The following is a 14360-nucleotide window of genomic DNA, read 5'->3' as shown; positions in this document are numbered from 1 at the left end:
CAGATAAGCGATCGCGCCCAATAATGCTATTTTAGCCGCTATCAGCGTCGTTTGTCTTTTTAACTAACTGAATATAGATCATAAAAAGGGCGAGTTTTTAATAAACTCGCCCTTTTTATACAGCGTCTTGAATGGAGACTAGGATTAGTAACCACGACTCATGGTGATCACCACCCTGCGGTTAGCGTCGCGGCCATATATTTTTTCATTTGACGCAATATGGCGTTTTTCACCATAACCATTAACCGTAATTTTGTTGTTAGCAATGCCTGCTTTATTGAGTAACTCTTTCATTGAATTAGCGCGCTGCTTTGATAATAATTCGTTTTTATAACGACCGCCGTAGCTATCGGTATAAGAATCGATCAATACCAATTCCATTTCAGGTTCATATTTTAAGTATTGCTGGATCATATCGAGCTTTTTCTGAGACCGATTGTCTAACTGCTGGCTGTTTTTACGATAGTTTAAGGTCGTAAAAGCTATATCGTCAAAACTGTAAGGCAACAGACTGCTAATACATTCCATAAACTGCTGGTGTTGTGGCGCAAAATTTACCGCTGAAACCGCAACTTTAACGTTATCTTGACCATTGTACCAATCTTTATAATAGAAGGTTGGCATCATGCCTTTTTCTAGCTCGCTGAGCATCATCCACGCTTTATCACCAATCACTTCGCCATTAAACTGTTTGTAATATGCTAAACGAGTAATTGCACTTGATGCTACGGCAGGTCGCCACTGTGGCGGTTCAGAACGTAATTCAACTTTAGTACGCTTAGCCGGTAAATTTCGCATCGCTAGCTCAAAGTCTAAATTACTTTTCTTACTGGCCACACTCACGAAATTAGCCTGACCATAGCGTGGGATCTTATGCTGAAGCGTACAAGCGGTCGGACTATTTTTGACTAAAGACCAACTGGAGTCTTCAATAGATGCCGCATAACTGCGCACCATAGTATTAGCGGGCAATGCTAGTGTTGCAATCAATGATAATAGCGCTACTTGTGGCAGTTTAGTCATAACCTAACCCGAAAAATGAACTTAGATACATAAGATATCGACCGATAATTGCTTTTCATTAATAAATAAATGAAAAAACATTTTAGCCTAACTGGCTTAACGGGTCATTATCTAAGATAATAAGCAGCTTTATTGTTGCCGTAATTAAATTTAGCATGTCCGAAACCCCTAAAGAAACATTATTTAGCAAAAGATTTCGCGGATATTTTCCGATCGTTATCGATATTGAAACAGCTGGCTTTAATGCCCAAACTGATGCTGTCCTAGAACTTGCTGCCAGTATTTTATCAATGGATGAGCAAGGAGTACTTTCGATTGCACATACTCACCATTACCATATCGAGCCCTTTGAAGGAGCAAACCTAGAGCAAGCATCGCTTGATTTTACCGGAATTGATCCTTATAACCCGTTACGCGGCGCAGTCAGTGAAAAAGATGCCTTACATGACTTGTTTAAGCATGTGCGAAAAGCATTGAAAGCTGCCGGTTGTCATCGAGCGGTTTTAGTGGCGCACAATGCTGCCTTTGATAACGCATTTTTTAAAGCGGCTACCGTCCGCAGTGGTTTAAAGCGCGATCCTTTCCATCCGTTTGTGACCTTTGACACCACCACGTTAGCCGGATTGTCTTTAGGCCAAACCGTTTTGGCTAAAGCGTGTAAAACAGCGGGCATCGCTTTTAATGGTGACGAAGCCCATAGTGCGTTATATGATACCGAACGGACCGCCGAACTATTTTGTCACATTGTTAATAAGTGGCAAACATTAGGAGGTTGGCCACTCGCTGCACCCGATCCGGCTCCAGAACCGTTAGATGACACCAGTACGTAACACGTATTAGTTACAGTAACATTTCTGGCAAAACCGGGTGAAACTCGCTAGCGGCATAAATTAATGAATTAGCCGTTAGCTGAGGCACCCCATATACTTCGGTTCTGACCCCATAACGGCTATTGACCTTTTCAAGTAACATATCAAAGTCGCCATCACCCGATAATAAAATAACGGTATCAACTTGCGGTGCGGCTTCAAGCACGTCAATAGTAATGCCAACATCCCAGTCACCTTTAGCCGAGCCATCGCTGCGCTGAATATAAGGTTTCAGTTTGATCTCAAAACCAATGTGGCGCAATGCGTCCTGAAACTTGAGCTGTTGTGAGTCACCACGATCAATCGCATAGGCATAAGCCATCACGATTTCCCCTTGCTGCTTAATCTTTGCCATTAGCTGACGATAATTAAATTGACGGCCATAGGCCTGACGAGTGGTGTAATAAATGTTTTGTACATCAACAAAAATCGCAATTTTATTCAAAATAAACTCATAGGGTTGCCATAAACCCAGCCACTATAACACTAGTGAAACAAGATCTATATCTAACATAACGCCCTAATCGTTAACCACATCGCCAAGCTTCTGGTACAATACGCGCCAATATTTAGCACCCACCATAGGATAATACCTTGCAATCAACCGCATTTTCATCACTTAAGCTTAACCCTGCTCTAGTAAGCAACCTCGCAACGCTTGGTTATGACACCATGACCCCAATTCAAGCCGAGAGTTTACCGCAAATTATCGATGGCAAAGACGTGATTGCACAGGCTAAAACCGGCTCAGGCAAAACCGCAGCGTTTGCCCTTGGTTTACTCCATAACTTGGATGTTAAAAAATTTAGAGTACAGTCTCTGATCTTATGCCCTACCCGCGAGCTGGCGGATCAAGTTGCCAAAGAAATTCGTAAGCTAGCGCGTGGCATTCACAACATTAAGGTATTGACCTTGTGTGGTGGTGTGCCAATGGGCCCGCAGATTGGTTCATTAGAACACGGCGCCCACATCATTGTTGGTACGCCAGGTCGCATTGAAGATCACTTAAGCCGTAATCGCCTCAATTTAGATCATTTAAATACGCTGGTGCTTGATGAAGCAGACAGAATGTTAGAGATGGGTTTTCAAAGTGCCCTAGATTTAATCTTTTCGTTGTGCCCACCAGAGCGTCAAACATTATTGTTTAGTGCGACCTTCCCAACTCAAATCAAGCCAATTGCCGCTAAGATCATGCGAGATCCAGTAACGATTGAGGTGACTGAAACACATGATGAGCACAGCATTGATCAAATATTTTACCGTCTAGATGATAACTATCATCGCACCAGCGCGGTTCGATTGTTATTAGCTAAACATCAGGCGCAATCAACGGTAATCTTTTGTACCACCAAACGTGAAACTCAAGATTTAGCCGATGACCTACTGAGTTATGGCTATAGTGTGATGGCGTTACATGGCGATTTAGAACAGCGTGACCGTGACCAAACGTTACTGCAATTCTCTAACCAAAGTGTCAAAGTTTTAGTCGCGACCGATGTTGCAGCCCGTGGTTTAGATATTGATAACCTCGATTTGGTGATTAACTACCATGTATCTCGTGATCCTGAAATACACGTTCACCGCATTGGCCGCACCGGCCGTGCTGGCGGTAAGGGTGTCGCTTGTTCTTTAGTCGGCGAACGAGAAATGAATAAAATAGCGCGCATTGAAGAACTACTAAAAATCAGTGTTGAGACGCAACCACTGCCATCAACGGAATTACTCGACCTAGATATTCCAAAGGCACCAATGGTTACTTTGCAGATTGACGGCGGTAAAAAACAAAAAGTTCGTGCCGGTGACATTCTGGGTGCATTAACCAGTAAAGGTGGTATTACGGGTAAGCAAGTTGGTAAAATTCAATTATTCGACATTTGGGCTTATGTTGCTGTTGAAGCCAATGTCGCGAATATTGCGTTAAATAAAATTGCGGAAGGTAAACTTAAAGGCCGCACATTTAGAGTGCGTAAGTTAAAGGGCTAAGTCCTGCTCTTACTGCGAGTAATAAGGGTTGCCAACACATTGTTAGCAACCCTTATTTTAAAGAATATATAAATAAATCAATAAATAATGGCAAAGTGCCGCTAAAAGCACAAAGACATGCCAAATGGCATGGTTGTAAGCAATTTTGTGATTTAAATAGAAATACACTCCACTCGAATATATTAAGCCTCCTAAAGCCAATAACGTTAAAGCCATCACCTCTAGTGCTTGCACCAACTCATAAATAATAAATACCGATAACCAACCCATCACCAAATAGGTCGCGACCGAAAATTTCTTGTATTGACTGCCGTACTTTATTTTAATCGCAATGCCAACAATAGCACAGAGCCAGACTGTGCCTAGTACAGCAAAGCCAGCGAAACTCGGCACAGTGTGGCTAATTAGCGGTGTATAGGTACCTGCAATCAGTAAATATATTGCGCAATGATCGTATAATTTATACTGTTTTTTCTTAGCGGGATCCGTTGCATGATGATACAACGCCGAAGCGGCCATCAAGCTAACAAGGCTAATGCCATACACAGATAAAGTTAACAATTTAAGCCATTGCTGCTGATAAACGGTGCTCACAACAAAGATGACGAGACCGAGAATCGCCGCTAAGGCGCCAAAGCCATGAGTCCAAGTATTGAGGAATTCCTCTTTGGTTGAATAAGGTGTCGGTGATAATTTTAAAGTTTTAATGCTCATGATTAATTTCAGCTAACAAGTGTACGCTGAATATACCAAGTTTTATCCGGATGTCAAAATATCAAACGAAATATTTTTATTGAGCAACCAATTTTAGCCATTTAATCCGCCTAATGTTGATGGTGCTAAGGTTATTATTTATCTTGTTGATACTTATTGTAGTGTCAGGTAATTTCTAACCAACAGGATTCAGTGAAATAATTGATATAAGGAGTTGAAAGGTAGCATAAAAATTGATGTAACCGGTGCTGCCATCGAGCCATATATTTACTACAACGACTGATCAGCCAAGCTTGATTAAAACCGGCCCATTGACCAGCGATACCCGCGAGGTTAAATCCTACCGCGGGTACCACTTCGTATTGATGGATAAGCCTTGCCTCTTTTAATGAAATTTCTGCATCAATAATTACCCGAGCAATATATGCATAGTTGTAATTTTGTATCAAGCCATAAATCTGCTAGGGCTGACCATAGGGCTATCCGTGTTTCAATCGTTAAACTATCTTCATTCATAACGTCTCTTAGTATGACTTTATCAGCACTATATTAGTGGACTTTAAAAATGACTCTGATAGCCAGAGTTAATTGGGCGATTAAATACAAAGGAATCGCTTTCCAACATGTTCCGCCATCGAGGAACTTCACGGGAAGTAGATTAAAAATGGCAATTAAAGCGCTATAAAAACCTAAAAATAAGATGTGAATGGTAATAAACCACGGTAAATACTGGCAAAATAATAGGTAAATAATAATACTCGGCACAAAGAATACGGCTTGAGCTAGCACGCCTCCCCACGCAACGAGGTAATTATCATAATCCGTTGGCGCGTGCTTATAAACACATAAGCCATGGATTTAAGCCAAATCAATTCGATAGGTTTTAAGCCCAAGTTTGCTCGCTACAACCATGTGGCCTAATTCGTGAATTAACATGATTGACCAAAATGATACGGCGCCTAATAAAATAGCGATATCATTGACCGAAGCATACAGGAAAATGCTAATACACAGCACAAGGACCAATGCATTCGAATTGGCGTGTTAGCCACTCGAAACAAGGGTAGATAATTGTATTTTCCCATAGCTTCTTCTCAAGTTCATACGATGCTTAATAGAGATCGGTTCGGATCACCGGCTTAAATGCTTTGATAATGTCTTTTTTTAACACCATATCAGTGCCAATACGCAATATCAGCGCAGGAATTGCGATTGCTGCATGAATTAGCATAGCAGCTACGCAATAAGTTGCGAATTCTAGCGTTCGTAACATCGTTGGTAATTTAGTGCCTTTGATTTCGACAATATCATTTTTTATTTCAGCAATACTTAACCATTGCTCACTATCCACGGCTTGTCGGACTTTAGCGCTATATAGATTTTTACTCTGACAACCTCGCACATACGCCAACCACATCCGCTTTGGCTGCAGCACTAAACCCGTCGAGAGGGCAATGAGGTTCATAATGCCTAATAAAGGACTGTTTAAAAATGAGCCGGTGCCCAATTCCCATGCGCTAACCTCGCCTTCGCCAATCCGGCCGACACTATAATCGTTAACTAAATGATGAATATCATGATATTTCAGATATTTATGTCTGGCTTCAATATTCGGTAATGGCACCAGCAAGCAGCCCGTATACACGGCAACCGTTAGTGGCCGCTTGCCAAGTGTTTGTCCAAAGCCAACTCGGTTATAAAATAGTTCTAACTCATGTTTTATTGTCATATTGTATGTTCTATTGGTGACCACTAATATTAGTGGCGAGCGAAATTAATATTTTAGGCAACAATCACAACTCGCGATCACAACAATAACGCCAACGGAGTTTATAGCCATTGCATTAAATATGATCTTGTTGTGCGCAGCAAAAATTAGTTTAAATAAGGTGCTCGAATACCAATATATGGCTATTGAGCTTAAGCGGTTTTGTCATTGGTAGAAGGTATACGACATCAGGAAGATTGTCGATAATTGTATTTGCAACGATACGTTCTGTCAGTGTTCGTTACAAGTCATAGCTAGTTAATAAAATGAAGGAGCATCCATTGTGCTCAGTGCCATTTTTGAAACTTAGTCAAAGGAAATGAATATCCATGGAGCGTTATTTATGATGCTATCAGTATTTATATATACTAGATCACCAACATCTCCGCTTTATAAAATAATTTCTCGACGGCAATCATTGACTTCAACCTGCAAAAAATCGGCTAACAGTTGTGCATCATTTAAAAGCTGATGCTGATCATTATGATTTAAAATATTAATGCGACGACCATGTTGAGTCAGTAAATTCAATTCAAAACAAGGATAACTTAACGCATGTTTTCGCTGAATAATTTTATTGTTGATTTGCAAAGAAATGATATGCCGCAACTTAACATTTCGGTCTTTACGGTTACTAAAAATCCCCAATTTTCGATTAAAACTAGCGTGGCTTAAAAATGGTTGGATTAATGATATACCAAAAGTCGAAATTGCTATGCCGAAGCCGCCAACAAAGATCGCGAGATCATACTTGCTAGATGAAAATAAAAGATAGGCTGCTAAACAAATTAAAAACGAACCAACAACAATATATATCATACAAAACATCATTGAACTAATCGTTGGCCTCAAATGTGCCACATCACCTTTTACAATTAATGTATGCGATAAAAACTTAGGACCGTCTTGAACCAACGTCCGGTTCAAATCAACTTGATAATAATCACTTTCGCTCATCTTGACCCTTTATTTAGTAATATACATTAATCGTGTAGCTGAAAATAAAAAACCCGCCGTAGCGGGTTTTTTTATAATGTACGATTAGCTAGTCGATTTTTTTGAACCCTGTTGAACCTCTTTAGTATCGTAAGTTTTGATCTCACCAGATTCTACGCGAGCAATGAAAGATTTTAACTCTTTCTTCACTACAGGCATTAAGAAGTATAGGCCGATGATGTTAAAGATAGACATTGCAAAGATAGCAGCATCAGAGAAGTCAATTACTGCACCAAACTGAATCGTCGCACCGATAACAACAAACACACAGAAAATAATTTTAAAAACCAATTCTGTAGTTTTGCCTTCACCAAATAGGTAAGTCCATGCTTTTAATCCGTAGTATGACCATGAGATCATCGTTGAGAAAGCAAACATAACAACAGCTAATGCTAATAAATATTTAAATACACCCGCTGTAGCGGTAAATGATGCAGCTGTTAGTGTAACACCAGTTAAACCTTCACCATTATATGGAGCAGCGTTTAGGCCAGCAATCGTAATAACCAATGCAGTCATGGTACAAATAACAACAGTATCAATAAATGGTTCTAGTAATGATACTAAGCCTTCTGTAACAGGTTCTTTAGTTTTAACCGCTGAGTGAGCGATTGCAGCAGAACCAACACCGGCTTCGTTAGAGAACGTTGCACGTTTTAAGCCTTGAATTAATGCACCAATTGCACCACCAGCAACACCAGCACCAGTAAACGCACCGTCAAAGATTGCGCTAAATGCAGGACCGACTTGGTCAATATTGACAATAATTACAATAAGCGCCATACCAACATACAATACTGCCATCCACGGAACCACACGTTCTGTAACAGAAGCAATTGAAGGCATGCCACCAACGATAACCGAAAATACTAATGCAGCTAGTACAACACCAGTGATAACACCGTATTCACTTGGTACATCAAAAGCGTAAGTCAACATTGCGTGTGCTTGGTTAGCCTGGAACATGTTACCGCCGCCCAAAGCACCCAAAATACACATTAATGCAAAACCAATTGCCAGTGCTTTACCTAAACCGCCAAGACCTTTTTCGCTTAGTCCTTGGCTTAAGTAATACATTGGGCCACCGGATACAACACCTGATGGTAAAATTGTGCGGTATTTAACACCTAAAGTACATTCACAGAATTTTGATGCCATGCCTAATAGGCCACACATAATCATCCAGAAAGTTGCACCAGGACCACCGATAGCTAACGCAGCACCAACACCGGCAATGTTACCAAGACCGACAGTACCTGAAAGCGCAGTAGTTAATGCTTGGAAGTGAGAAACCTCACCTTCGTCTTTAGAGTTAGGATCGGTATATTTACCCTTAACGATATCAATCGCCATTCCAGCACGTCTAAACTGCACGAAACCAAAATAAACGGTAAAGATTAAAGCAGCTAATAATAACCAGCCAACGATAATTGGGAAGTTAGCATCGCCAACAGGTACACTTTTAAAGATTAAACCAACGAACCAGCCAGTATAGTCATTAAAAAATCCATCGACAGCTTTGCTGAGATCAGCAACAGTTTGCCCAAACGCACTTGTTTCTTCTGCAAAAGCACTAGTGCTAAAGGCCAATAGAAATACAGACATAAATTCCCGTATTCTTTTCATATTAATTTCCTTTGATTATTATTCTAATAATTTCAATTTTTATTATTGTTGCGTAAAGGCAAAATAACGGCGTTATCTTAAATAGAGGCTAGACCAATGTCTATATATATTCCCTATTTTAGAGTTAAATGCTCAAAAAGCCGCTCATTAATTAAAAAACATAATACTAAAGTTTTAGATACAAGTCAGTAACAATACCTTTACAGCCGTACGGCGCTAACCATTACTAACAGGCGTATAGCTAGATATAAAATTAACGACAATTAATTGTGGCCATTGTCAGATTTATCATAACTTCACAAATGCATAACCTAACCAAAACAAAAAACTAGCCAGCACTTACCCTAATCCATTTTATTTTCACGGCTTTTTTCGAATGAAATGGTGAACTTACCTGACTAGTCAAAAATGGCAGAGCTAACCGCGCCAATTACATTGCTCGCTTATTTTTTGACTTTTATCGAGTGTTTCAATTGAAAATAGCTGTGGTGCTAGACCTAGTAATCAAGATTGTGCAGGCCTTTCATTATTACTCTGTTAGTACGCTTTTTGTACTATCGATTTCAATTGAGTACCTGTCCAGAACATTTATTTCTAGCAGAATGTTTTTTTCTCCTGTTTCCAACCGCTGAGTATCAGGCACATTTGTAACGCCATTATCTCGATAAATTAGATCATTAGAATTGGCATTGGTGATGGTTGATTTTAATGTTGATAAATCTATTGCTTGATAAGTTTCACCGATTTCTTTTGAACAGACCTTACACTCAACCGCGCCGACAACCTGGTTGTCTCTCGGCTTAATAATTTCAGTGGTGTAACATCCAGTTAGTGCTGCCGACAAAGATATTACATATAAAATAGTTTTCACCTTCTTTCCTCTGCACAGATAAGATAAGAAAAATTAAGATTAGACTAAAAATAAGCATGACAAATAGATTATGCAGCCTCTAGCAATTACGATCCGCCCACTTGATATCAACAAACGCGAAAAAGAGGCTATTATTTACTCACTTAAATTTTAAGAGTAAATACTCTCATTAACAAAATTACAACAACAATTCACCTTCGTTCGCTGATCAAAGTAAGTAAGTACAATAGATAAGCATTACGGCTTAACTAGCCTAGCAAGCAAGCCTTGGTTATTTAACATACTTTTAACGTACAAGTGTTAGCCAAACGATCTGGTCGGAGTTGTTTGTGTAATAGAGAGTCCCTAGTATGCTGTCAAAATCTCCTAAGAAGATAAAAATGAAATTGTTTAATAAGTCACTAATTACCCTTTCTCTTGCATTAATTAGCACTCAAACGCTTGCCGCAGGTTTTCAACTTAACAGCCAGTCAGCAACTGGTTTAGGCCGCGCATATGCAGGTGATGCTGTGATTGCTGATAATGCATCAGCAATGGCACGTAACCCAGCATCGATGGCGTTATTTAAAACGACCGAACTAAGCCTTGGTGCAATAATATTAGACACTGATGTCACACTAAAAAACTCTGAGTTTACTTTCTTTAATGGCACTGACTACACGACAGTAGATTTAGCGGATGTTAACGATATAAGTGGCACTAATGTCGCGCCCAATATTTTTATTGTTCACCCGATTGATGAGCAATGGACGGTCGGTTTTGGTGCCTATTCCAATTTTGCCACCACGACTAAGTATGATAGCGACTTTGCAGCCAGCATTTTCGGCGGCACCACCGTAGTCAGCAGCGTAAACTTGCAAAGCAGTGTTGCCTACCGTATTAATGAGCAAGTGAGCATCGGCGTGGGCCTAGATGTTATTTTAGCGTCGGGCGAATTACACCGTGAGACAGAGACTGGGGCTGGGACTTACACCGCACTTGATATCGAAGCGGATGGTATTGGTCTTGGTTGGCATGTAGGGGTGGTTTATGAGCTTGATGCCAATAACCGTTTCGGCTTAAGTTATCGTTATAGTCCAACAATTGCGACCGATGGTGACTTTACCATTGCAAACATGCAATTTGATAATGACACCTTAGATATCCCGTTGCCGTCAATGGCTGAGTTTTCTGGTTTTCATCAATTAACGGCGCAAACGGCGGTACATTATTCAGCTCAGTTTATTCAGTGGAGCAACTTTGATGTCTTAGCGACCGATCAATTTGTTGGCCCAGGTGGGGTAATTAAAGAATATAACTGGCGAAATACTTGGCATTTATCAGTAGGTGCGACTCATAAATTAAATAAGCAGTGGACCATTCGTACTGGTTATATGTATGACATGGGCGCAGTGGATCAAATAAAATCTATTGCCATTCCAGATTCTGACCGTCAATGGTTTTCGGCCGGTTTTAGCTACACGATGGCCTCAAACAGCACTATTGATTTTGGTTTAACCTACCTAATGGGTAAAGATACCCAAGTCGAAGAGCAACAACTTAGCAGCTCTGGCGCTCTGCTCGCACAAGTTAATGCGACTACCCGAGCAAACGCCCTGCTTTATGGTCTGCAATACAACTACCAGTTCTAAACTAACCTCCAATAGCTGAGGTTTAAAAGAAAATGCCGCCGTTAAGTCGATTGACCTAACGGCGGCATTTTTAATTCAGACCTATTCATCAATGCTGTTCTATTGATACTCATGATTTAATCTTCACTGGTTAAGTTAAAGCAATCACTTCAAAAGTCTGAGTATTAGGCCCAATTTTCAATTCGAATTCTTGATCAATTTCTTTGCCTAGCAAGACCTGACCAATGGGGGATTGTGACGTAATGCAAGTAATCTCGAGTTGCTCGTATTTCAAGGTCAGCCCAGCGGCCGATGGACCCAGTAAAAAGATCCGCAGCTTGTCATCTTCATTGATCACCGTGACCAAACTGCCTAATTCAACTTTTTCCACCAACTCACTGTCAGGCTTAGCATTAAGTGAATTAGTCATGGTCTTAAACTGTTCAAGCTCTGTGCGACATTGCTCAACCCGAATCGACTGTCCTTGCGCCAAATAAGAGGCTTCTAAGCCAAATGTATCGTACTTATTTTCCGCAACACTCTCACCATTAGTTGCACTTGCGTGCGCGCGGGCTGCAGCAGCGACTGCACCATCATATGCTTGTTCCAACTCGTTTATTACTAGATTAAACAGTGCAGTCTTGTTCATTAGTTTTCCAAAGTTACCAAACGTTCTATCGATAGGACAGAATATGATAACAAATAGCGCACTCTATCGACTAAAGTTTTAGTGACAATTCGCTGCCAAGACTAATAACAAGCCATGTAAAATGGTATATTTATGATTAATTAATTCAAGACGATAAGATTTAGATGGACTCTGTATTACACGCAAAATCTTCAGATGCCAATTTTGGTGTTTATTTCATTGGTACCACGCCACCTCGAGCGACTACCCCGCTAGAACAGGTTGAGCAAGTTGCTGAAAAATTATTGGCCCGCCTCGATAAAGTTGAATTTGATGGTCTGATTGTGTACGACATTCAAGACGAAGCTAGTCGCACCGATGTTAAACGACCATTTCCGTTTGCCAAAACATTTGAGCCTTGCCATTATTCGCAAATTCTCAATAATAAATCATCAAAACCTGTTATTACCTACAAAAGTGTCTCGCAACGTGATGAGGCAGAGTTTTCGACCTGGCTCGACAACAGTTGGCAACTTTATGGCGTGAGGGACATTGTTTTGGTCGGCAGTCCATCTTCAAAAGGCCAACAATCATTAACACTTAAGCAAGCTTACGAAGTGCAACAGCAGCACCGTAATGATTATTACCTCGGTGGTGTCACCATTGCAGAGCGTCACGCAGCAAAAGGTAATGAACACCTGCGCTTGATCGAGAAAGATCACATGGGCTGCCAATATTTTATTTCTCAAGCAGTTTATAATGCCCCCGCCACCATAGACATGCTGGCTAATTATGCTCGAGAGTGCCGTGCACTGGGTATTGCACCGCGGCGTATTATATTAACCTTTACCCCATGTGGCAGCGAAACCACGCTTGATTTTATGACCTGGCTTGGTATTTCTGTGCCAGATGCCACGCGCTGGCGCATTTTAGAATCGAACAACCCGTTGGCTGAATCAATCAAAGTTTGTCGCTCGAACCTGGAACAAATTATTGAAGCCTGCATGCCGCTTAATATTCCGCTTGGCCTTAACATTGAAAGTTTGACCAATCGTAAAACCGAAATTGATGCGTCAATCAGATTATACAAATTATTAAAAGCGACATTAGACTTAGCCTTAGCCGAACGTGAAATAAACCAAAACTAGCAACAATAGTATTGATATGCTTGTATTTAACGCTATGTTAGTCCAACTAACTTAGCGCTAAATAACCCCGTGTACGAGTCAAATGATGGCACCATAAACTTGCTGATTTTATTTGGAGCTTTTTGGTTAAAAACAGTCTAAGCTAAATTAATAGTCCAAGGAGATTACCTGATGAAGTCACTAAAAGTTTCCGAATATATGACCTACCAACCTGCTACTTTTAAAAAAGATATGCCGATTGCTGAAGCCGTTGAGTTATTTCTTACCAAGGCCCAAATTGGTGGCCCCGTATTAGACGACAATAAGCACGTGATTGGTTTTTTGTCTGAGCAAGACTGCTTATCTACTATGTTAGAAGCAACCTATTTTGGTGAGTCTCACACCATAGTCGCCGACAAAATGCGCGATGAGGTGTTAACCGTGAGCCCCGAAGATTCGATTCTAGAAATAGCCAAAACCATGACGGGCCAAAAACCTAAAATATATCCGGTGGTTGATGCAAATAATATTCTGTTGGGCATTATTACCCGTCGTGATGTTTTAAAAGCGATAGATATCCATTTAAACGCTGGTTATGCCAAAGGTCACGCTCGAATGGTATAACCTAGCCATTATTATGGTGCCAATAGTTTAAGACAATTGGCACGCTTAACCTAGGCTCATGAGTTATATTCCAAAAGAAATAGCTCAAGTTGGTTGGTTTTTATCATTTATTATAAACCAATTGTAGTTTTTTCTTTGAGATCTTGTGCTGAAAAAGGTTTACCAATATAACCATCAACTCTTGCTTGAGTAACCGAAATTACCTGTTCACGTTTCATTTCTGCGGTGATCATTAACACGGAAATGTCTCGATAGAAGTTATTAGAACGAATCGCTTTTATCAATCTTAAGCCGTCGATATCGGGCATATTCCATTCTGAAATAATTAAACCGTAATCCCCATTTTTCAAGTGCTTCGACTATTGCCAGCCTGTTTGACATGATCATAACCTAAGTTTTTAAAAATTATCAACAACCAATATTTTAGTTTTCCTTTCAAACATACATAACTCCGACAGTAGATAAGTATTACAGGACTGAGAACTGAATATTGCTAGAAGTAGCTTGAAATGGTTTAACAT

At 40.3% G+C, this 14360-nt stretch carries 15 protein-coding genes; 5 read left to right on the top strand and 10 right to left on the bottom strand.

Annotation, left to right across the window (positions count from 1 at the left end):
• Positions 1-144: 144 nt before the first annotated feature.
• Positions 145-957: an OmpA family protein gene (locus tag HRU23_00545; GenBank protein NRA52618.1), complete on the bottom strand. Its 813-nt coding sequence runs from the start codon at positions 955-957 to the stop codon at positions 145-147.
• 221 nt (positions 958-1178) lie between these two features.
• Between HRU23_00545 and rnt the strand changes: the two genes are divergently transcribed.
• Positions 1179-1853 (top strand): ribonuclease T, encoded by a 675-nt coding sequence (gene rnt, locus HRU23_00540; GenBank protein ID NRA52617.1) that lies wholly within the window; start codon positions 1179-1181, stop codon positions 1851-1853.
• Between the two features lie 10 nt (positions 1854-1863).
• On the opposite strand, the gene HRU23_00535 is transcribed toward rnt, so the two are convergent.
• Entirely contained in the window at positions 1864-2337 is a 474-nt protein-coding gene (locus HRU23_00535; protein NRA52616.1) for an NYN domain-containing protein, read from the bottom strand.
• A gap of 149 nt (positions 2338-2486) precedes the next feature.
• On the opposite strand from HRU23_00535, the gene dbpA reads away from it, so the two are divergent.
• The gene (gene dbpA / locus HRU23_00530; GenBank protein ID NRA52615.1) at positions 2487-3875 is read left to right on the top strand and encodes an ATP-dependent RNA helicase DbpA; all 1389 of its coding nucleotides are present in this window, start codon (positions 2487-2489) and stop codon (positions 3873-3875) included.
• Positions 3876-3932: 57 nt separating this feature from the next.
• On the opposite strand, the gene HRU23_00525 is transcribed toward dbpA, so the two are convergent.
• From HRU23_00525 to HRU23_00500, 6 genes are all read right to left on the bottom strand, one after another.
• A complete protein-coding gene (locus tag HRU23_00525; GenBank protein ID NRA52614.1) occupies positions 3933-4589 on the bottom strand; it encodes a hemolysin III family protein in 657 nt (218 codons plus the stop codon).
• Between the two features lie 164 nt (positions 4590-4753).
• Positions 4754-5038: a hypothetical protein gene (locus HRU23_00520; GenBank protein ID NRA52613.1), complete on the bottom strand. Its 285-nt coding sequence runs from the start codon at positions 5036-5038 to the stop codon at positions 4754-4756.
• A 662-nt stretch (positions 5039-5700) separates the two neighbouring features.
• Entirely contained in the window at positions 5701-6318 is a 618-nt protein-coding gene (locus HRU23_00515) for a hypothetical protein (protein NRA52612.1), read from the bottom strand.
• Positions 6319-6747: 429 nt separating this feature from the next.
• Entirely contained in the window at positions 6748-7314 is a 567-nt protein-coding gene (locus HRU23_00510) for a hypothetical protein (GenBank protein ID NRA52611.1), read from the bottom strand.
• An 84-nt stretch (positions 7315-7398) separates the two neighbouring features.
• Positions 7399-8979, bottom strand: coding sequence for an alanine:cation symporter family protein (locus tag HRU23_00505; GenBank protein ID NRA52610.1), 1581 nt, complete (start codon positions 8977-8979; stop codon positions 7399-7401).
• Positions 8980-9508: 529 nt separating this feature from the next.
• A complete protein-coding gene (locus tag HRU23_00500; protein ID NRA52609.1) occupies positions 9509-9850 on the bottom strand; it encodes a hypothetical protein in 342 nt (113 codons plus the stop codon).
• 350 nt (positions 9851-10200) lie between these two features.
• On the opposite strand from HRU23_00500, the gene HRU23_00495 reads away from it, so the two are divergent.
• Positions 10201-11481 carry an outer membrane protein transport protein gene (locus HRU23_00495; protein NRA52608.1) on the top strand — a complete coding sequence of 427 codons (1281 nt, stop codon included), beginning with the start codon at positions 10201-10203 and terminating at the stop codon, positions 11479-11481.
• Positions 11482-11611: 130 nt separating this feature from the next.
• Here HRU23_00495 and HRU23_00490 read toward each other — a convergent pair whose 3' ends face one another.
• On the bottom strand, positions 11612-12109 hold the full coding sequence (locus HRU23_00490; GenBank protein NRA52607.1) for a GreA/GreB family elongation factor: 498 nt from the start codon (positions 12107-12109) through the stop codon (positions 11612-11614).
• A gap of 164 nt (positions 12110-12273) precedes the next feature.
• On the opposite strand from HRU23_00490, the gene HRU23_00485 reads away from it, so the two are divergent.
• Both HRU23_00485 and HRU23_00480 read left to right on the top strand, forming a co-directional pair.
• A complete protein-coding gene (locus HRU23_00485) occupies positions 12274-13236 on the top strand; it encodes a hypothetical protein (GenBank protein ID NRA52606.1) in 963 nt (320 codons plus the stop codon).
• Between the two features lie 171 nt (positions 13237-13407).
• Positions 13408-13839, top strand: a complete 432-nt coding sequence (locus tag HRU23_00480; protein ID NRA52605.1) for a CBS domain-containing protein — start codon at positions 13408-13410, stop codon at positions 13837-13839.
• Between the two features lie 110 nt (positions 13840-13949).
• Here HRU23_00480 and HRU23_00475 read toward each other — a convergent pair whose 3' ends face one another.
• Positions 13950-14189: a response regulator gene (locus HRU23_00475; protein NRA52604.1), complete on the bottom strand. Its 240-nt coding sequence runs from the start codon at positions 14187-14189 to the stop codon at positions 13950-13952.
• Positions 14190-14360: the final 171 nt, after the last annotated feature.

The sequence above is a fragment of the Gammaproteobacteria bacterium genome (assembly GCA_013214945.1).
Lineage (GTDB): Bacteria > Pseudomonadota > Gammaproteobacteria > Enterobacterales > Psychrobiaceae > Psychrobium.
Note: the sequence above shows the minus strand (reverse complement) of the source record. Positions and strands in the feature narration are given on the sequence as shown.

What these genes read in the sequence shown, in the direction of transcription:
- HRU23_00545 (NRA52618.1), bottom strand. Translation starts at nt 957, where the DNA reads ATGGTGCGCAGTTATGCGGCATCTATTGAAGACTCCAGTTGGTCTTTA.
- rnt (NRA52617.1), top strand. Translation starts at nt 1,179, where the DNA reads ATGTCCGAAACCCCTAAAGAAACATTATTTAGCAAAAGATTTCGCGGA.
- HRU23_00525 (NRA52614.1), bottom strand. Translation starts at nt 4,589, where the DNA reads ATGAGCATTAAAACTTTAAAATTATCACCGACACCTTATTCAACCAAA.
- HRU23_00515 (NRA52612.1), bottom strand. Translation starts at nt 6,318, where the DNA reads ATGACAATAAAACATGAGTTAGAACTATTTTATAACCGAGTTGGCTTT.
- HRU23_00510 (NRA52611.1), bottom strand. Translation starts at nt 7,314, where the DNA reads ATGAGCGAAAGTGATTATTATCAAGTTGATTTGAACCGGACGTTGGTT.
- HRU23_00505 (NRA52610.1), bottom strand. Translation starts at nt 8,979, where the DNA reads ATGAAAAGAATACGGGAATTTATGTCTGTATTTCTATTGGCCTTTAGC.
- HRU23_00495 (NRA52608.1), top strand. Translation starts at nt 10,201, where the DNA reads ATGCTGTCAAAATCTCCTAAGAAGATAAAAATGAAATTGTTTAATAAG.
- HRU23_00490 (NRA52607.1), bottom strand. Translation starts at nt 12,109, where the DNA reads ATGAACAAGACTGCACTGTTTAATCTAGTAATAAACGAGTTGGAACAA.
- HRU23_00485 (NRA52606.1), top strand. Translation starts at nt 12,274, where the DNA reads ATGGACTCTGTATTACACGCAAAATCTTCAGATGCCAATTTTGGTGTT.
- HRU23_00480 (NRA52605.1), top strand. Translation starts at nt 13,408, where the DNA reads ATGAAGTCACTAAAAGTTTCCGAATATATGACCTACCAACCTGCTACT.